Genomic DNA, 18,472 nt, shown 5'->3' on the forward strand with positions numbered 1-18,472 from the left:
GGGCGCGCGGGCAGAAAGCCCTTATGCTAAGTCCGACGACTGGGAATCTGACCTTATGAGTGACATCGAGCAGTTTCCAGCAGGTGCAAGGGTCGGCGTTCTGACCGCCCAACCGCTGGACCGAATCCTGACATATCGCGCGCCCGAAGGGGGCTGCGTGCAGGGCGACTATGTCGAGGTGCCGCTTGGTCCGCGCAAAGTGTTGGGTGTCGTCTGGGGGCCGGGCGAGGGGGGCTTTGATGCCTCGAAACTGCGCGCCGTGATCCGGGTGCTGGACGTGGCGCCCATGCGATCCGAGATGGCCGAGTTCCTGACCCGCGTGGGCGACTATACCCTGACCCCGATGTCCCAGATGCTGCGCTTGGCTACCCGCGCGCCGGGACTGTCTGATCCGCCCTCGATGCGCAAGGTGCTGAAGGCTTCCGGCCATCGCCCCAACCGCCTGACCGATGCGCGTGCCAAGGTGATGGATGTGCTGATGGATCAGCCGGGTGTCGGATTTACGCAGAAAGAACTGGCCGATCTGGCGGGCGTCAGCGGGTCCGTTGTGAAAGGCTTGGTAAAGCTGGGCGCGATTCGCGAAGAGGACACGCCGCGCGACATGCCGTACCCGAGGCTCGATCCTGCGCTGCCGGGAAAAGAACTGACCGAGGATCAGGCTGCTGCCGCCAAGCAACTGACCGACGGCGTGCGCTCTGGCCGCTACGGCACCACCCTTCTGCGCGGCGTCACAGGCGCGGGCAAAACCGAGGTCTATCTGGAAGCCGTCGCCGCCTGTCTGCGCAAGGGGCGTCAGGCGCTGGTGCTGCTGCCGGAAATCGCCCTGACCGCCGAGTTCCTGAAACGGGTCGAGGAACGCTTTGGCGCCCGTCCCGCAGAATGGCATTCCGGTGTCACAATGACCGAACGTCGCCGCTGCTGGCGCATGGTCGGGCAGGGCGAGGCGCAGCTGGTGGTCGGTGCGCGATCCGCGCTTTACTTGCCCTTCCGCGACCTCGGGCTGATCATTGTCGATGAGGAGCACGACAGTTCCTACAAACAGGAAGACGGGGTGCTGTATTCAGCCCGCGACATGGCGGTGATGCGGGCCTCCATTTGCGATGCGCAAGTAGTGCTGGCCTCGGCCACGCCGTCGCTGGAAACATGGGCCAATTGCGAGGCAGGAAAGTACAAACGGATTGAGCTGACCAGCCGCTATGGCCCAGCCGTCATGCCCGAGATGCGCGCGATTGATATGCGGCAGGAAGACCTGCCCGCGCAAAGCTGGATCTCGCCCACCCTGAAGGCCGCCGTGCGGTTGCGCATTGCGCGGGGCGAACAATCGCTTCTGTTCATCAACCGCCGTGGCTATGCACCCGTTACCACGTGCCGCGCCTGCGGGCACCAGATCGGCTGCGATCATTGCGATGCGCGGATGGTTGAACATCGCTTCCAAAAACGCCTCGTCTGCCACCAATGCGGCGAGACGAAACCGATGCCCGAGGCCTGCCCGGAATGCGAGGTCGAGGGCAAGCTTGCCCCCGTCGGCCCCGGCGTCGAACGGCTTGCCGAGGAGGTCACAGCCGCCTTCCCCGATGCGCGTATCGCGGTGCTGTCCTCGGACCTGTTTGGATCGGCCCGCGCCCTGAAAGCGCAGATCGAGCTGATTGCCGAGGGCGGGGCGGACATCATCATCGGCACGCAACTGGTCGCCAAGGGGCACAACTTCCCTAAACTGACTTTGGTAGGCGTGATCGACGCGGATCTTGGCTTGCAAGGCTCTGACCTGCGCGCCGCCGAGCGCACGTTCCAACTGATCCGGCAAGTCGCGGGACGGGCAGGGCGGGCGGAGGTGCCAGGCGTGGCTTTGCTGCAAACCTTCCAACCAGAGCACCCGGTGATCCGCGCGATCTTGGCGGGCAAGGAAGAGCAGTTCTGGAAAGCCGAAGCGGGCGAGCGCCAAGCCGCAGGCGTGCCGCCCTATGGGCGTCTGGCGGGCATCGTCCTGTCCTCGCCCGATATTCAAGCGGTGTTTGATCTGGGCGCGGAAATGGCCCGACGGCCCGAGCCGCTGACCCAAATTGGCGCGCAACTTTTCGGCCCCGCGCCCGCACCCATCGCCCGCGTGCGCGGCCGCCACCGTGTGCGCCTGCTGGTGAAGGCCGAGAAAACCGCCCCCATCCAAGCCGCCCTAAAACGCTGGCTGGCTCAGTTTCCGATTAAGGGGGACATGCGGGTGTCCGTGGATATTGATCCGCAGAGTTTTTATTGAGAGGTGGCGGGTATGTGGGACAAAGCCATCCATCCCGGAATATAATAAATGACCTCAAACGCGCGAGTTTGACCTTGTGGAGATATGCCCACACTATCCGAATGGATCGACAGTAAACGAGCTGGAGCCATGAGAATTACAACCAGACTAGCATCAGACGAAAGCGATTATGAACAAGCGCGCGACCTATGTCGTCAGTGGCTCGATTGGCATTGGAAGAACTATCCGACCGACTGGCCAGCCGAAGGAAACCCGATGGACCCGGGGCGTTTCGCAGTAATACTTGATGATCTCCCTTCGCTTCACGCAAGGCCCAGTGGCGGTATTCTGGTCGCTTCGCTCAAGGATCAACCCGTTGGATGCGTTATGTATAATAAAGCAAGTGCCGGTGTCGCTGAGTTCAACCGAATGTTTGTGTCCGAGAATGGCCGCGGGTACGGAGTTGGGCGCCGTCTCTTAGAGCATATGTTCGAGCAAATGATCCAAGATGGTTATCAAAAAGTGATCTTCTCATCCGCAAACTTCCTGACACATGCCAAAGCGATGTACGAGGCCGCTGGATTCACTGACATCCCCCATCCTGAGCATTTCCCCGACCAATGGCGTCCCTATGTTTACTTCATGGAACGTACGCTCGTGGAATGAAAACAGCTCTTCGTTTAGCCAGTAGCCTTGATCAGATTGGGCTTACAGCCGACCTGTGCTTTGATCGTCACTCCGCCGCGACCCCAACAGCCCCGCGCTGATCCACCAGCGCGTCCGTTACCATCGCGCCGATCCACATGCACAGAAGGGCAAGCCATGCGGTGCCGACGAAGATCGAGCCGCCCGTGACGCCAGCGCCGATGGCGCAGCCGCCAGCCAGCATGGCGCCGAAGCCCATCAGGACCGCGCCGGTCATCGAGCGGCGCATGTTGGCCTCGCCCTCGAACCCTTGGAACTTGAACTCGCCGGTCAGCCAGCTGGCGACGAAAGCCCCGATGACGACGCCGGGGACAAGGCCCACGTCGAACTCCAACACCGGGTCCGAGACGAGGAAGAACATCAGCGTGTTGGCGGACGGGCCCGAGAATGTGGCCGAGGTGACGGACACAGGGTCAAACGCCGCAAGCGACAATTGGTAGGTCAGCACCCAGCCAAGCGCCACGGCGAAGCCGACGCCCGAGCCAAAGATCAAGCGGCGGGGACCAAGGCCTGCCTTGCGGGCGATCACGATAGCCAAAACGGCGGTCATCAGCCCCAGTGCAAGTCCCGCCCATTCCGGGACGCCGATCAGCGTCAGAAGGTTTACGTTCACGCCGCCCTCGGTCATCCACAGGCGGGCGAGGGTGTCGCGGGTGGGGGCAAGCCATCCGTGCAAGCTCATCTGTGCGACCACCGCGAAGATCAGGCCCGACACTACGGACCGCAGGTTCCCTGTGGCGGCCAGCACCAGCAGACGTCCAGAGCAGCCGCGCGCCAGCACCATGCCGACCCCGAACAACAGCCCGCCGATGATTGCGCCTGACCAGCTGCCGGTGACGGCCATCATGCGGGCGTCCTCGGGGCGCATCAGGCCCATCAACGTCGCGCCCTGCACCCAGACCACAGCGGTCGAGAAAGTCAGAAGCCACACCGCGACCGAGGCGTCCATCATCCGCCGCGCGAACTCGACCGCAGCGGCGCGCAGGCAAAAGCGCGAGCGTTGCGCCGACACGCCAAAGACGATGCCGGTGATCAGGCCGAACAGGGCGGCGGTCGGGTTCTCTCCGATACGGTCGATCAGGGGGACGATGTCCATTGGGGGCTCCTTCAAGTTGGCGCAGTTTTAGCGACATCGCTGCGCGCCACCTTGACCTATGTCAGAAACGTATTTGCATTTGTGAATGCGATTTACGCTCGCAATGCGCGGTGTTCAGGCGTAATGCAGGCGGATGAGACACCAGATCCTGACCCTTGATGACGCCCGCGCGCTGCCCTTCTGGCGCCGCCCCATCTTCCTGTTGATGCTGATGGCAGCCGGGATGCCGATTGCGTTCTTCACGTGGTCGGCGCTTCTAAATAACTTCGTGATCGAGGCCGCGGACTTCACCGGGGTCGAGATCGGCTGGCTGCACACCGTGCGCGAGATCCCGGGCTTTTTGGCCATCGGTGTCATCGCCCTTCTGATGCTGTTTCGCGAGCAGGTGTTGGGGATCGTGTCACTGGCATTGCTGGGCGCGGCCACGGCGATCACCGCGTGGTTTCCCAGCTTTGGAGGGATCCTGACCGTCACGATGCTCAGCTCGATCGGGTTTCACTATTTCGAGACGGTAAACCAATCGCTTCAGTTGCAGTGGATCGACAAGAAGAAGGCACCACAAATGCTGGGATGGATCATGTCCATCGGGTCGGCAGCCGCGCTGGTCAGCTATGGCCTTTTGGTGCTGACATGGAAGACCTTCGATCTAAGCTATAACCTTGTCTATATGATTGCAGGGGGCGTGACGCTTGCCATCGCGATCTTTGCCTATTTTGCTTACCCGCAGTTCGAAAGCCCCGAACCTCAGTTGAAGCAATTCGTGCTGCGTCGCCGGTATTGGCTGTACTATGCGCTGCAATTCATGGCCGGCGCACGGCGTCAGATTTTCACTGTCTTTGCGGCCTTCATGATGGTCGAGCGCTTTGGCTTTGAAGTGCACGAGGTCACGGCGTTGTTTCTGATCAACTATGTCGCAAACATCTTCTTTGCGCCCTTGATGGGTAAAGCTGTGTCGGTGTGGGGCGAACGACGCGCGCTTGCTTTCGAATATGCTGGCCTGATCTGTGTGTTCCTGGCCTATGGCGGGATCTACTATTTCGGCTGGGGCGTGGTTCTGGCCGCGACGCTTTATGTGCTGGATCACCTGTTCTTCGCGCTGGCCTTTGCGTTGAAGACCTATTTCCAGAAGATCGCGGATCCGCAGGATATTGCCCCCACCGCAGCGGTTGCCTTCACCATCAACCACATCGCGGCTGTCTTCCTGCCTGCGCTGCTTGGGTATTTGTGGGTGGTGTCTCCGGGGGCTGTATTCGGTCTGGCGGCGGCCATGGCATGCGTGTCTTTGGGCTTGGCCCTGCTGATCCCACGCCACCCGGAAAAGGGCAATGAAACGATCCTGACATATATGCGCGCACGCGCCACGGGATAAGCGGGAAACTGCGTGACCTGACAGGGTCGGAATTTCCATACTCGCCGGATCATGTGCAATCTGACACACTGAGGGCGTTCGCTCTATGGTGGACGCTTTCTGTGTATTCTGAATTTATTCAAGAGATCCGATTTGAGTGCCAATCTAGAGTTCTATTCGCGCTTTGACGCGATCGACGTCGACTATGCCCTGCGGGCGCTTGCCGCTGAACGGCGGCGGCGTGCAGACGGGTGGGGGCGGCAGGTCCGAGCGACCATTCTGATCGCCGCTTTCGTATGTGTCTCGGCCATTGTTGCGTTTGTTAGTGATGCCAGCATGTGGACCTTTCTGCCCTTCATGTTGCTGATGGGGGCGGGGCTGCTGGTGGTCCGTCAGAGCCGGATTTCGCATATCAAAACACTCAGCCGGTCGCGCATGCGCGAAGGGGTGGCACGGATTGTGCTGTCTCCGCTGGGGATGCGGATTACGCATCCGGGCTACGAGGTGCTGATCTCGTGGAGCCATATGGAAGGCGTGCTGGTAACCGATCAGGGGCTACTGTTGTTGATCGACGCGTATGACTATTGCCCGGTCGAGAAATCCACCTTCAACAGCGACGCCCACATGAAAGAGGTCGCGGCCAAGATCGCGGCATGGCGCAGCGCAACAGACACCGACGCGCCTCTGCCAGACGCTTGACCCGCCCAGAACGGGGCGCTAGGGCACAGGGGCTTGTTTGAAAGGACACACCATGCCCACCTGGACCGCTCTGACCACCGTAAACGGACAAGATGATGCCGAAGCCCTTGGGGCTGCGATGGAAAACCTTGTGCCGGAACCCACGGGCGTCGGCGTGTTCGAGGTCGAAGATGACAGCGGCATCTGGGAAGTGGGCGGTTATTTCGTCGAAGAGCCCGATGCGGCAGGGCTTGCGCTGTTGGCCTCGATGCATGGCGCCAAGGATTTCACCGTGTCCGAGTTGCCCGAAGTCGACTGGGTCGCGCATGTGAAACGCGAGCTGGCCCCGGTCGAGGCAGGCCGCTTCTTCGTCTACGGCAGCCACGATGCGGCGTCTTTGCCAGAGGACAAGATTGGGTTGCTGATTGATGCGGCGATGGCCTTTGGCACCGGGCATCACGGCACCACCTTGGGCTGTTTGCGGGCGCTGGACCACTTGGCACAGGACGGTTTTGTGGGCGAGAGCGTGGCGGATATCGGATGCGGCACGGCTGTTCTTGCCATGGCCGCCGCCAAGATCTGGCCCAACCCCGTGATTGCCAGCGACATCGACGAGGTCGCTGTAGACGTCGCCCGCGCCAATGTCGCCGCCAATGCGCTTAAGGATCGCGTGGTCTGTCTCGAAGCGGCGGGCTTCGGAGCCGAGGGGATTGCAGCAAAGGCTCCTTTTGATCTTGTTTTTGCCAACATTTTGAAGGGTCCGTTGATCGGATTGGCGCCTGAAATGGGGCGGAATATTGGCGAAAATGGCTTTGCGATTCTGTCGGGGATTCTCAATCCTCAGGCCGAGGATGTGATTGAAAGTTATCAGCAAAACGGGTTCGAATTGGTCAAGCGCGATGAAATCGGAGATTGGACAACGTTGATTTTGCGCAGAAAATGATAAAATTGTGGCGAGAAGCGGAGGGTTTTCTAGCAATTGCCACAAATTTGCTTTATTCTGGGATCGTTGCCAAAAATTAATCTGGCTCTCAGCTAAGGGAAAGTTGACCATGGCCGATGCACAAATAAGAGATTTTGAAAAACGCGTACGGCAGATTGATCGCCGTCATAATAAATTGGCTCGGGGCTATGTCCACTTGGTGGAACGCGACGGGCTTTTGGTTCCAGAAGAAGCAAGCTTTAAAAGTCGCGGTTTTCCGCTGCGTGCGATCCTGCTTGCCCTGATTGGGTTTGTCCTGTTCAAAGCGATTATTGTCAGTCAGGTTGGCCTTTCCAGCTACGCGTCACGGCTTGAAAACCTTGCTGAAGGTGGTGCCGTCGAACAAGCTGGCGCATGGCTGATGCAGATTGATCCGCTCACGCTTGCCGTGGCCGAGTTCATCGCGGGCCTTTTCTGAACAGCACCTGTTGTACCGTCTATTTTGACAAAACCCATCCAGCAAGCTCTGGGTGGGTTTTCTTTGTGCCCGCCTCAACATCGCGCTTGTGATGCCCGTACGACATTTTCGCCGCTTTTGGGGTCGAAATAGCGCCTTATCGTTGCTATCTGGTCTGTCGAACGAAATGACACGTAGCCGTGTGGTCAGAGCCATGCTCTGCCAAACCGCACGCGACACGCCAGTTAACGGAGAGGCCACATGGCGAAGATTACCTATATCGAGCACAACGGAACCGAACATGTCGTGGACGTTGCCCCGGGCCTGACCGTAATGGAAGGCGCGCGCGACAACAACGTCCCCGGCATCGAAGCCGATTGTGGTGGCGCCTGCGCCTGTTCGACCTGCCACGTCTATGTAGACAACGCCTGGATCGAAAAGATCCCCGCAAAGGACGCGATGGAAGAAGACATGCTGGACTTCGCGTTCGAGCCCGACGCAGCGCGTTCGCGCCTGACCTGCCAGATCAAAGTGACCGAAGATCTGGATGGCCTTGTCGTGCATATGCCCGAAAAACAGATCTGATGCGCGGCGTCAAAGCCGCATTTCTATCCCTGTGTCTGGCCGCCCCCGCGGCGGCCGACATTGCCTCGGCGCGCTATGCCGAACCGACCGACCGTTATGGGCACGGAGCTGTACCCGGCGGAGAATTCGGTGCGCTCGAGGTCACGCTGAGCGATGGCAGCCGCCTTCTGGCGCGCGTGACAGGAGGCGTCTTCGAAGACACTGCGCCGCGACTGCATGATTTTGACGGGGACGGCGCGCCCGAGGTCGTCACGGTCTTCAGTGGCGATACGACCGGCGCAATGATCCGTATCTTTGGGCTGCAGGACGGTGCGTTGACAGCTCTGGGTAACAACGCCCCCATCGGCACCCGCCACCGCTGGCTGGCCGTGGCTGGAATTGCTGATTTCAACGGCGACGGGCTGGACGAGATCGCCTATGTCGACCGCCCACACCTTGCCCGCCGTTTGCGGTTGGTGACAGTGGATGCGTCTCAATCGTCACTGACCTTCAAAGAAATCGTCTCGGTCGGCGGGCTGACCAACCACAAATATGGCAGCCCCGACATCGAAGGAGGCGTGCGTATCTGCAAGGGCCAACCGCCCGTGGTTGTCACCGCCAGCGCCAACTGGTCCCGCATGATGGAAGCGCGCCTTGTGGATGGCGAATTCCAGATCGCCCCGATCGGCAAATACACCGGCCCAAGCAGCCTGACCGCAGCGCTACGCTGCGACTGACCTCATTTTCTTGCCAAAAATATCTTGGGGGAATGCGACCCCAATAGGGGGCGCATGGGGGCAAAGCCCCCTACAGGCTCACGCAGTGAGCTCCCGAAGCTGAGAAGTTAGAGCGCGCGCCAACCAATATCCGAGCGGTTGAAGCCCTCGGGCCAATCAATCCCCTCGATCATCGCATAGGCTCGGTCGCGGGCTTCTTGCAGGCTATTGCCTCGCGCGGTGACGTTCAAAACCCGCCCACCGGTTGCTGTGATCTTGCCGTCCACTTCGGTCGTCCCCGCATGGAACACCATGTTCTTCGAATCCTCTGGCAGCGCGTCCAATCCGTTGATCACAGAACCTTTCTCGTACGACCCCGGATAGCCATTGGCCGCCATCACCACGGTAATCGCGTGGTCATCCGCCCAGTTCACTTGGGCCTCATGCAGGCGTTCCTCGGCGCAGGCCAGCATCAGATCCAGTGCTTGCGCGCCAAGGCGCATCATCAGCACCTGACATTCCGGATCGCCAAAGCGCACGTTGTATTCCACCAGTCGCGCCTGACCGTCCTTGATCATGAAGCCTGCATAGAGAACCCCCTGATAGGGCGTCCCGCGCTTGGCCATCTCGTCTACGGTGGGCTGCACAATCTCGCGCATGGCGCGGGCCGCGATCTCGTCGGTCAGAACCGGGGCGGGCGAATAGGCGCCCATGCCGCCCGTGTTCAGGCCGGTGTCCCCGTCGCCCACGCGCTTGTGGTCTTGCGCGGTGCCGATGGGCAGGGCGGTCTTACCGTCGCAGAGGATGAAATAGGAGGCCTCTTCACCTTCCATGAACTCTTCAATGACGACCTCGGCCCCAGCGCCACCAAAGGCTCCGCCGAACATGTCGTCGATGGCCTCGAGCGCAGTTTCAACGTCCATCGCAACGATCACGCCCTTACCGGCGGCCAGACCGTCGGCCTTCACAACGATCGGCGCGCCCTGTTTGCGGATGTAAGCCTTGGCAGCCTCGGCATCGGTGAAGTGCCCGTAGGCTGCCGTCGGCGCATTCGCTGCGTCGCAAATCTCTTTGGTGAAGCTTTTCGAGGCTTCCAGCTTCGCTGCCTCGGCCGAGGGGCCAAACACCTTGATGCCCGCTTCGCGCAGGCGATCAGCTACGCCTTTCGCCAAAGGCGCTTCGGGGCCGACGATCACGAAGTCGATGGTATTTTCTTGGACAAAAGTGGCTACCGCGCCGCCGTCCTCGATATCCAGTTTCGCGCATTCCGCAATCTGCGCCATGCCCGCGTTGCCCGGCGCAACAATCAGCCGGTCGCATTTCGGGTTCTGCATCACGGCCCATGCCAGCGCATGTTCACGCCCGCCGCTGCCCAGAATTAGGATGTTCATGGATGCTCTCCCTGTATAAGTTGTGGGTGAAATACAGAAGCAGCAGGGCCTCGACAAGCATGCAGAATGAAAAGCTGTGGCGCGCGATACAGAAGCACCAGTTTGACGAGGGATTCGCGGGCAGGTTGGCGCAGGAAGAACGGTGGAGCGATGAGTTTACCGCAGGCGCAATCGAGGAATACCGGCGCTTTCTGTTTTTATCACAAATCTCGGATACGCCGGTCACTCCGTCGGTTACGGTGGACAAGGTTTGGCACAAGCACATGACGGATACGCGCAATTACTGGGATGAGCTTTGCGCGAAGGTGCTCGGCAAGCCGTTGCATCACGACGCAGGCACATCCCCGGCGGATGACGAACGGCATCGCGAACAATTCCGCCACACGCGTGCCCTTTACGCTGCAGTGTTTGATGAAATTGCGCCCGAGGCCTATTGGGGTCGCAAAGAACAGAAAGACACTCCTACGCGCCGCGCGATCACCTTGTTGGTTTGCGTGCTTGTCGTGGGCGCTACGATGACGACGGGTAACCACAATTATATGGCGCTGGGCGTGTTCGCAGCCATTGGTATTTGGGTCCTGTTCTCTGGGATGCCATTTGCTGCGTCAACGAAGTCCAACAGCAATGCTGCGGGATGTTCGGCTGGTGGCTGCGGTGCCGATTGCGGCGGCGGCGGATGTGGAGGAGACTGATATGGACCTGATTGACGACCCGACCCCCGGCCAAAATGCCCCTGAATTTACCGTTTCTGAGATTTCCGGAGCGGTTAAGAAAACCATCGAGGGCGCTTTTGGCCGCGTGCGTGTGCGCGGTGAAGTTGGCCGCGTGGTGCTGGCGCGCTCGGGTCACCTGTATTTCGACGTGAAAGATGACCGGTCGGTGATCGCCGCGGTCAGTTGGAAAGGGCAGGTCAGTCGTCTGTCAATCATGCCGGAAGAGGGGATGGAGGTCATCGTTTCGGGCAAGATCACCACCTTTGGCAACCAGTCAAAATACCAGATCAATGTGGATGACGTCGTGGTTGCGGGCGAAGGCGCGCTGATGGCGATGTTGGAAAAGCGTAAGAAAGCGCTGGCGGCCGAGGGGCTTTTCGCGCCCGAGCGCAAGAAAAAGATCCCGTTCTTGCCCGAGGTGATCGGGGTCGTGACCTCGCCCTCGGGCGCGGTGATCCGCGATATCCTGCATCGATTGCGCGACCGCTTCCCGCGCAAAGTGCTGATCTGGCCCGTTGCCGTGCAGGGCGATGCCTGCGCCCCACAAGTGGCTGCGGCCATCGAAGGGTTCAATCGTCTGACGCCGGGCGGCGCACTTCCGCGTCCCGATTTGCTGATCGTTGCGCGCGGCGGCGGCTCGATCGAGGATCTGTGGGGATTCAACGAAGAGATCGTCGCGCGCGCGACTGCGGCTTCGGACATTCCGCTGATCTCGGCGGTGGGGCACGAGACCGACACGACGCTGATCGACTTCGTGTCCGATCTGCGCGCGCCGACGCCGACGGCCGCCGCTGAACACGCTGTGCCGGTGCGGTTGGAGCTGATGGCGTGGACGGAAGAACAAGGTACCCGACTGACTCGCGCGTTAGAGCAGGGCGTCAATCAGCGCAGCCAACGCCTGCGCGACCTCTCGCGCGCATTGCCCCGCGCGGATAGTTTGCTGGATGGACCGCGCCAGCGATTGGACACGGCGGGCCTAAAGCTGCCCGTGGCGCTCACCCAAATGACGCAAGCGCGGCGGGTGAAACTGAGCGAGGCCTCGGCAGGCCTGCGCCCGCGCGCACTGACTGCACGTCTAGCCCCGTTGCGTGATCGGTTGAGCATGGCGACCAGTCGTCTTGGCCCGGGGTTGTCGCGTGGCACAGCGCAGCACCGACGCGAGCTCGACCGCTTGGCCGCGCGATTGGACGCTGGGCGCATTGCGCAAGCTAATCAGCAGCGAAATCAAGCGCTTCAGGATGCATCTGCCCGGTTGGACAACGCCTATCTGTCAGCAGTCTCGCGTCAGAAAGACCGGCTGGTAGCACTTGAGCGGATGCGCCAGACGTTGGGCTATACGGAAACTCTGAAACGCGGCTATGCGGTGGTGCGTGGCGACGGCGATGTAGTGACAACACAGGATGCCGCCAGCAAGGCCAAGGCGTTGGAGATCGAGTTCGCAGATGGCCGTTTGACACTGGATGGATCAGGGCCGGCCCCCGTCACGACGGCTCCGACACCCAAACCTGCCCGCAAAGCAAAACCCAAGAAAGGCGCCCCGGATCAGGGGTCACTTTTCTAAGCACCAAGCCTTATTTCTTGCGTGATCCCGGTCGGCCTTGCGGTTTGCCGCCTGCGTTCCTGTCGCGCGAACCGCTGCTGCCAAAGCTTTTGCCTGTCGGACGTTGCCCCGGTTTTCCGCCGGGTTTTCCGCCAGGACGCCCCGTGCCCTTGAATGCGGGCTTGGCACCCGGTTTGCTGCCATGTTTCCCACGCGGGATATCAGCGCGCTTGCGAACGGGTGTTTTTTGCGGTGCTTCCATACCCAACTGCTCGCGCACAACGCGCTGGCGGATTTCCTCAACCTCGCCTGCTTTCAGTTCGCCCAATTGGAACGGACCATAGCTGACGCGCAGCAGACGGTTCACGGACAGGCCGATCGCCTCCATCGCGCGGCGAACCTCGCGGTTCTTGCCTTCACGTATGCTGATGGTCAGCCACGCATTCGCGCCCTGTTGCCGATCCAGCGAGATCGACATGGGCTGGAAACGCTCGCCATCAACGGTGATTCCCTTGCGTACGGGCGACAGCATGTCATCCGTCGGGGTGCCCTTCACGCGCACGCGGTATTTGCGGGTCCACCCGGTCGAAGGCAGTTCCAGCTTGCGCTTTACGCCGCCATCATTGGTCAGAAGCAACAGCCCTTCCGAGTTCAAATCCAAGCGCCCCACGCTCATCACGCGCGGCATGTCCTCGGGCAGTTTGTCGAAAACGGTCTCGCGGCCCTTTTCGTCCTTTGCACTGGTCACCAGCCCGGTGGGCTTGTGATACAGCCAGATGCGCGGCGGCTCGGGCTCGGCCACGGGTTTGTCATCCACAAGGATCTTGTCCTTGGGGGTCACGTTCAGGGCTGGACTGTCGATCACCGTGCCGTTGACGCTGACGCGCCCGGCTTCGATCATGCGTTCGGCCTCGCGGCGGCTGGCAATGCCTGCGCGCGACAGCACTTTGGCGATCCGGTCGCCAGCTGGGGTGGGTTTATCCGTCATACCCCCGCATAGCGTGCGCCGCGCGAAAGGGGAAGCCTTGGCAATCGCTTGCAGGGCAGGCATGAAGGGGCATGACCCGTTTCAAAAGCCATATGGAGGCCGCCATGGCCGAGGCTCGTGCCGCCGCAGATCGCGGCGAGGTGCCGGTGGGGGCCGTGCTGGTCGCGCCGGACGGCTCGGTGGTGGCGCAGGCGGGCAATCGCACCCGCGAGCTGAACGATCCTACGGCGCATGCCGAGATCCTTGTGATCCGCGAGGGCTGTGCCCAAGCGGGGTCCGAACGGCTGCCGGGCTATGACCTCTACGTCACGCTGGAGCCCTGTCCGATGTGCGCAACCGCCCTGTCGGCAGCGCGGATCCGGCGCATTTACTATGGCGCTGCGGATCCCAAATCGGGTGGTGTCGCCCATGGCCCGCGCATTTTCACCCATCCCCAATGCCACCATGTCCCCGAGGTCTATGATGGCATAGGCGCGGACGAGGCCGAGGCGATCCTGAAAGAGTTCTTTGCCGCGCGGCGGTGAGCGTTAGACCGAGATCGGCGACAGCACCTCGGGTTCGATAACGTTCACGTCCGGCAAGGCGTCGATTAGTTCCTGCGCGGATTGGGCCAGGATCGGGAATGTCTTGTAGTGACAGGGAATCACGGTCTTGAAGTTAAAATACCGCTTCGCCGCATAGGCTGCTCGCGCCATGTCCATCGTATAATGGCCACCCGCGCACAGAATGCCGATATCGGGTTTGTGCAGATCGCCCATCCACTCCATATCCGCCATGATGTCGGTGTCGCCGGACAGATAGATCACGTGACCCTCGCCTGCGATCATGAAGCCGACCTCGGCCCCGGCACAAAGCGGACGATCCCCGCCCAGATAGTCGAAGCTGGCGGAATGCGAGGCGTTCACCATGGTGACTTTCGCGCCGCCAAGATCGACCGTGCCGCCCTTGCCGAAACCCAGCGTTTCAACACCATCTTCTCCGCCCCAGAACGAAGCAAGCTCGTGAATGGCGGCAATCGGAATGCCCAGCTCTTTCGCAATCGCAAGGGTCGAGGATGCGTGATCCCCGTGTCCGTGGGTGATCAGGATATGGGTCGCCCCGTCCAGCGCGTCAGCACGCCGGTCTTCGGGAAACATCGGGTTTCCGTCCAGCCACGGGTCGATCAACAACACGGCGTCTTCGATCTCGATTCGGAAACCGGCATGTCCAAGCCAGATGATTTGCATGGGAGCCTCCTTATTGGTCATTCGGGACCAGAGTAGCAGTGAATTCGCCCATGTCACCCGTGGGACAGCGTCGCAGGATGCGCAGACGCCTTGCGGGTCGCCGTCCCGCGCGATAAATGACGAGGCAACGCGCCAACGCGCACACACATCCGGAGACACCTTCATGTCGATTGATATCGAAACCGCGCGCAAGGTTGCGCATCTGGCCCGCATCAAGGTCGAAGACGACCGCCTGCCGGAGCTGGCCGAGAATTTCAATGCGATCCTTGGGTTCATCGAACAGCTGAACGAAGTGGATGTTGAAGGTGTCGAACCGATGACCTCGGTCACGCCGATGCGTCTGAAGCGCCGTGAAGATGTGGTGACGGATGGCGGTATGCCGGAAAAAATCCTGTCCAACGCACCGGATGCCCGCGAAGGCTTTTTCGCGGTTCCGAAAGTTGTCGAATAAGGGGGCAGGGATATGACCGAGCTGAACAAACTGACGATTGCCGATGCCCGTGACGCGCTGCGTAAGGGCGATGTGACCTCGGCCGAGATCACCGAGGCCTGCCTGACCGAAATCGAAGGCGCCGGTGCGCTGGGCGCTTTCGTGCACAACACCCCGGATCTGGCCCGCGAGCAGGCGAAAGCCGCTGACGCGCGCATTCAGGCTGGCGACGCCCCTGACATGTGCGGCATCCCGCTGGGCATTAAAGACCTGTTCTGCACCAAGGGTGTGCCGTCGCAAGCAGCATCGAAAATCCTCGACGGCTTCAAACCCGAATACGAATCGACCGTCAGCCAGAACCTGCTGGATGCGGGCACCGTCATGCTGGGCAAGCTGAACATGGACGAGTTCGCCATGGGCTCGTCGAACGAGACCTCTGCATATGGCAACGCTGTGAACCCGTGGAAAGTGGATGACCGTGATCTGACGCCGGGTGGCTCGTCGGGTGGTTCGGCGTCTGCCGTGGCGGCTGACCTGTGTCTGGCCGCAACCGGCACCGACACCGGTGGCTCGATCCGCCAGCCTGCTGCCTTTACTGGTATCACCGGCATCAAGCCGACCTACGGGCGTTGCTCGCGCTGGGGCATTGTGGCCTTCGCATCCTCGCTGGATCAGGCCGGTCCGATGACCAAGTCGGTTCGTGACGCGGCGATCATGCTGGAAGCCATGTGCGGCCACGACATGAAGGACTCGACCAGCGCTGATATTCCGGTGCCGAATTTTGAGGCCATGCTGACTGGCGACATCAAAGGCAAGAAGATCGGGATCCCGAAAGAATACCACATGGAGGGTATTCCGGCTGAGATCGAAAAGCTCTGGGCCGATGGTACGGACATGCTGCGCGATGCAGGGGCCGAGATCGTGGACATCTCGCTGCCGCACACCAAATACGCGCTGCCCGCCTATTACGTGATTGCGCCTGCGGAAGCCTCGTCGAACCTTGCCCGCTATGACGGCGTGAAATACGGCCACCGTGCCAAGCTGGAAGCCGGTGACGGCATCAACGAGATGTACGAGAAAACCCGCGCCGAAGGCTTCGGGGCCGAAGTGCAGCGCCGCGTGATGGTCGGCACCTATGTGCTGTCCGCTGGTTTCTACGACGCCTATTATAACCGCGCCCGCCGCGTACGCGCGCTGATCAAGAAAGACTTCGATGATGTCTTTGCAGCCGGTGTGGACGCGATCCTGACCCCGGCCACGCCGTCGGCTGCCTTTGGTCTGGGTGAAATGAAGGACGCCGATCCCGTGAAGATGTACCTGAACGACGTCTTCACCGTGACCGTGAACTTGGCCGGTCTGCCGGGAATTTCGATCCCCGCTGGTTTGGATGCGCAGGGTCTGCCGCTGGGTCTGCAGCTAATCGGCCGTCCATGGGAAGAAGGCGATCTGCTGAATATCGCCCACGAAGTCGAAGCCCGTGCAGGTTTTGTAGCTAAGCCTTCGAAATGGTGGTAAAACGCGCCCCATTGGCGTGACTGTACTGTAAGGAGCCCGCGATGCGCATCACCCTCGGACTTGCCTTTCTTGGCCTGATGGCTGGATGTGTGGCGCCACTGCCTGACAGCCGGTCTCCGGAAAACCTGTCTGGACAGCCCTTGTCGGCGCTGGGCGAAGACAGCTCGGTCGATGCGGCACCCACTGCCGCATCCGAGGCAGCGACCATTTCCGACGAACAAGACTTCGCCGCCGTGTCGTCGCGCGAAAGCATCGAAAGCGATGCGGCGCGTCTGGAAGGGTATCGTGCGAATTACCAGCAGGTGCAGCCCGAGGCCGTGCCAAATCGACCCTCTGGATCGTCAACCTCGATCGTGCAGTACGCGTTGTCGACAACCAACTCGGTCGGAGAGCCCTTGTATCAGCGCTCGTCCCTGTCGGGTGACGCCCGCGCACGTCGGAACTGCTCGCGCTATACTTCCGCAGATTTTGCCCAGATCGCGTTCCTGGAAAGCGGTGGCCCGAAGCGGGACCAATATGGCATCGATCCGGACGGTGACGGCTTCGCCTGCGCTTGGGATCCGGCCCCGTTCCGCGCCGCGCGCGGCGTCGAAGTGCCAGCCGCGACGACTGAAGGGGTAAGCTCGGAAGAGCTTGAAGAGATTGGCATCACAACCGAACCAACAGCACCAGCCCCCGGGCAACCTGTGCCCCTGCCAGGTGAGACGCTGAACATCTCGACCGAGTGATGCAGCCCATTTCGCACCCATCCCCCAATTTCGGCCCGCGCCGGGATGGGTTGGTGCCGTCGCTGATCGTCCTGCACTACACCGCCATGCCAGACCCGGACGAGGCGCTAGAGCGTCTCTGTAGCCCCGAATACGAAGTGTCCGCACACTATCTGATCCACCGCGACGGACGGCTGTTTAAGTTGGTCGAAGAAGAAATGCGCGCGTGGCATGCGGGTGCGGGGTCTTGGGGGGGGATGGATGACATCAACTCCCGCTCGATCGGCATCGAGATGGACAATGACGGGGCCTCGCCATTTTCCGAGCCGCAGATGGCCACGCTGGAATCGCTGCTGCCAGGCGTCATGCGGCGCTGGAGTATCGGTCCCGAAGGCGTGATTGGCCATAGCGATATGGCGCCGGGGCGCAAAACTGACCCCGGTCCGCGCTTTGACTGGGCACGGTTGGCGCGACAGGGTCTTGCGGTGCGCTCTGGAACTCTGGGTGACTCATCAGATATTTCGGTCGATGCCTTCCGAACCTACACAAGCTGCCTTGGCTACCCAAGCGAAGCTGATGACGCCACCCTGCTGGCCGCCGTGCGCTTGCGCCACCGCCCATGGGGCGAGGGACCCCTGTCCGAAGATGATGTCGCGGCCCTTCCCGACGTTTCTCTTTTTCTTGCCAAAAATATCCCGGGGTGAGCCTCGAAGAGGCGAGGGGCAGCGCCCCTTCCGCCCTCGCACCTTGACGCCACGGCTAAGCATATCTAAGTCCAGCCTTGCGCGGATGGCTGGATGACCGCGGGTGACTGTTGGGGCGTGCCCCTTCGTGACGCGAGGAAAGTCCGGACTCCACAAGGCAACGGTGCCGGGTAACGCCCGGCCGGGGAAACCCGAGGGAAAGCGCCACAGAGAACAGACAGCCTGCGCATGCGCGGGTTATGGTGAAACGGTGGAGTAAGAGCCCACCGCGCTTCTGGCAACAGCGGCGGCACGGCAAGCCCCACCGGGAGCAATGCCTAATAGGGATCGCGCGGGGGTAACCCCAGGGGTGTCTTGCCCCGAGCAGATCCGGGTTGGCAGCTTGAACCTGTTGGTAACAGCAGGTCTAGAGGAATGGTCATCCATGGTGGCAACACCGGGACAGAATCCGGCTTACAGGCCGTCCGCGCATATGATTCTTGCAGGTTTCAAGGATTTAGGCCTCCGGCGGGGATATTTGTGACAAGAAAAGGCAGCAGGGC

Annotated in this window: 19 protein-coding genes and 1 other RNA gene; 16 read left to right on the forward strand and 4 right to left on the reverse strand. The window is 61.0% G+C overall.

Translation table 11 applies throughout. The annotated features are described in order from the left end of the window. Window positions 1-55 precede the first annotated feature (55 nt). The gene (locus tag MWU53_RS13080; protein ID WP_247094051.1) at window positions 56-2,251 is read left to right on the forward strand and encodes a primosomal protein N'; all 2,196 of its coding nucleotides are present in this window, start codon (window positions 56-58) and stop codon (window positions 2,249-2,251) included. Between the two features lie 129 nt (window positions 2,252-2,380). After that, window positions 2,381-2,896, forward strand: coding sequence for a GNAT family N-acetyltransferase (locus tag MWU53_RS13085; protein ID WP_247094053.1), 516 nt, complete (start codon window positions 2,381-2,383; stop codon window positions 2,894-2,896). 67 nt (window positions 2,897-2,963) lie between these two features. Here the strand turns inward: MWU53_RS13085 and MWU53_RS13090 are convergent, their stop codons facing one another. Further along, window positions 2,964-4,031 carry a YeeE/YedE family protein gene (locus MWU53_RS13090; protein WP_247094055.1) on the reverse strand — a complete coding sequence of 356 codons (1,068 nt, stop codon included), beginning with the start codon at window positions 4,029-4,031 and terminating at the stop codon, window positions 2,964-2,966. 133 nt (window positions 4,032-4,164) lie between these two features. Here MWU53_RS13090 and MWU53_RS13095 point away from each other — a divergent pair, with 133 nt between their 5' ends. The 6 genes from MWU53_RS13095 to MWU53_RS13120 all read left to right on the forward strand — a co-directional run bounded on the left by MWU53_RS13095 (window position 4,165) and on the right by MWU53_RS13120 (window position 8,737). Continuing rightward, window positions 4,165-5,400 (forward strand): MFS transporter, encoded by a 1,236-nt coding sequence (locus tag MWU53_RS13095; RefSeq protein ID WP_247094057.1) that lies wholly within the window; start codon window positions 4,165-4,167, stop codon window positions 5,398-5,400. 132 nt (window positions 5,401-5,532) lie between these two features. Beyond that, the gene (locus MWU53_RS13100) at window positions 5,533-6,078 is read left to right on the forward strand and encodes a hypothetical protein (RefSeq protein WP_247094059.1); all 546 of its coding nucleotides are present in this window, start codon (window positions 5,533-5,535) and stop codon (window positions 6,076-6,078) included. A gap of 52 nt (window positions 6,079-6,130) precedes the next feature. Beyond that, window positions 6,131-7,000, forward strand: coding sequence for a 50S ribosomal protein L11 methyltransferase (locus tag MWU53_RS13105; protein ID WP_247094061.1), 870 nt, complete (start codon window positions 6,131-6,133; stop codon window positions 6,998-7,000). A 103-nt stretch (window positions 7,001-7,103) separates the two neighbouring features. After that, window positions 7,104-7,457, forward strand: a complete 354-nt coding sequence (locus MWU53_RS13110; protein WP_247094063.1) for a hypothetical protein — start codon at window positions 7,104-7,106, stop codon at window positions 7,455-7,457. 240 nt (window positions 7,458-7,697) lie between these two features. Then, window positions 7,698-8,021 (forward strand): 2Fe-2S iron-sulfur cluster-binding protein, encoded by a 324-nt coding sequence (locus tag MWU53_RS13115; RefSeq protein ID WP_247094065.1) that lies wholly within the window; start codon window positions 7,698-7,700, stop codon window positions 8,019-8,021. Then, the gene (locus tag MWU53_RS13120) at window positions 8,021-8,737 is read left to right on the forward strand and encodes a VCBS repeat-containing protein (protein WP_247094068.1); all 717 of its coding nucleotides are present in this window, start codon (window positions 8,021-8,023) and stop codon (window positions 8,735-8,737) included. The genes MWU53_RS13115 and MWU53_RS13120 overlap by 1 nt, the downstream gene beginning before the upstream one ends. Window positions 8,738-8,844: 107 nt before the next feature. Here the strand turns inward: MWU53_RS13120 and purD are convergent, their stop codons facing one another. Continuing rightward, window positions 8,845-10,107 carry a phosphoribosylamine--glycine ligase gene (gene purD / locus MWU53_RS13125; protein ID WP_247094069.1) on the reverse strand — a complete coding sequence of 421 codons (1,263 nt, stop codon included), beginning with the start codon at window positions 10,105-10,107 and terminating at the stop codon, window positions 8,845-8,847. 59 nt (window positions 10,108-10,166) lie between these two features. Here purD and MWU53_RS13130 point away from each other — a divergent pair, with 59 nt between their 5' ends. Together MWU53_RS13130 and xseA are read left to right on the forward strand one after the other, a co-directional pair. Beyond that, window positions 10,167-10,799, forward strand: a complete 633-nt coding sequence (locus MWU53_RS13130; protein ID WP_247094071.1) for a hypothetical protein — start codon at window positions 10,167-10,169, stop codon at window positions 10,797-10,799. A 1-nt stretch (window position 10,800) separates the two neighbouring features. After that, on the forward strand, window positions 10,801-12,381 hold the full coding sequence (gene xseA, locus MWU53_RS13135) for an exodeoxyribonuclease VII large subunit (RefSeq protein WP_247094073.1): 1,581 nt from the start codon (window positions 10,801-10,803) through the stop codon (window positions 12,379-12,381). Window positions 12,382-12,391: 10 nt separating this feature from the next. Here xseA and MWU53_RS13140 read toward each other — a convergent pair whose 3' ends face one another. Continuing rightward, window positions 12,392-13,348 (reverse strand): pseudouridine synthase, encoded by a 957-nt coding sequence (locus MWU53_RS13140; RefSeq protein ID WP_247094075.1) that lies wholly within the window; start codon window positions 13,346-13,348, stop codon window positions 12,392-12,394. Between the two features lie 71 nt (window positions 13,349-13,419). Here MWU53_RS13140 and MWU53_RS13145 point away from each other — a divergent pair, with 71 nt between their 5' ends. Then, window positions 13,420-13,872, forward strand: coding sequence for a nucleoside deaminase (locus MWU53_RS13145; RefSeq protein WP_247094077.1), 453 nt, complete (start codon window positions 13,420-13,422; stop codon window positions 13,870-13,872). 3 nt (window positions 13,873-13,875) lie between these two features. Here MWU53_RS13145 and MWU53_RS13150 read toward each other — a convergent pair whose 3' ends face one another. Continuing rightward, entirely contained in the window at window positions 13,876-14,574 is a 699-nt protein-coding gene (locus tag MWU53_RS13150; protein ID WP_247094079.1) for a metal-dependent hydrolase, read from the reverse strand. A 163-nt stretch (window positions 14,575-14,737) separates the two neighbouring features. On the opposite strand from MWU53_RS13150, the gene gatC reads away from it, so the two are divergent. From gatC to rnpB, 5 genes are all read left to right on the forward strand, one after another. Beyond that, a complete protein-coding gene (gene gatC / locus MWU53_RS13155) occupies window positions 14,738-15,025 on the forward strand; it encodes an Asp-tRNA(Asn)/Glu-tRNA(Gln) amidotransferase subunit GatC (protein ID WP_108857251.1) in 288 nt (95 codons plus the stop codon). A 12-nt stretch (window positions 15,026-15,037) separates the two neighbouring features. Beyond that, a complete protein-coding gene (gene gatA / locus MWU53_RS13160) occupies window positions 15,038-16,519 on the forward strand; it encodes an Asp-tRNA(Asn)/Glu-tRNA(Gln) amidotransferase subunit GatA (RefSeq protein ID WP_247094081.1) in 1,482 nt (493 codons plus the stop codon). A gap of 41 nt (window positions 16,520-16,560) precedes the next feature. Next, a complete protein-coding gene (locus MWU53_RS13165; RefSeq protein ID WP_247094083.1) occupies window positions 16,561-17,247 on the forward strand; it encodes a hypothetical protein in 687 nt (228 codons plus the stop codon). Next, entirely contained in the window at window positions 17,247-17,930 is a 684-nt protein-coding gene (locus MWU53_RS13170) for an N-acetylmuramoyl-L-alanine amidase (RefSeq protein ID WP_247094085.1), read from the forward strand. The genes MWU53_RS13165 and MWU53_RS13170 overlap by 1 nt, the downstream gene beginning before the upstream one ends. A gap of 81 nt (window positions 17,931-18,011) precedes the next feature. Further along, an RNA gene (rnpB, locus tag MWU53_RS13175) (RNase P RNA component class A) lies at window positions 18,012-18,402 on the forward strand. Window positions 18,403-18,472 lie beyond the last annotated feature (70 nt).

It is taken from the genome of Aliiroseovarius sp. S1123 (genome assembly GCF_023015885.1).
GTDB lineage: Bacteria > Pseudomonadota > Alphaproteobacteria > Rhodobacterales > Rhodobacteraceae > Aliiroseovarius.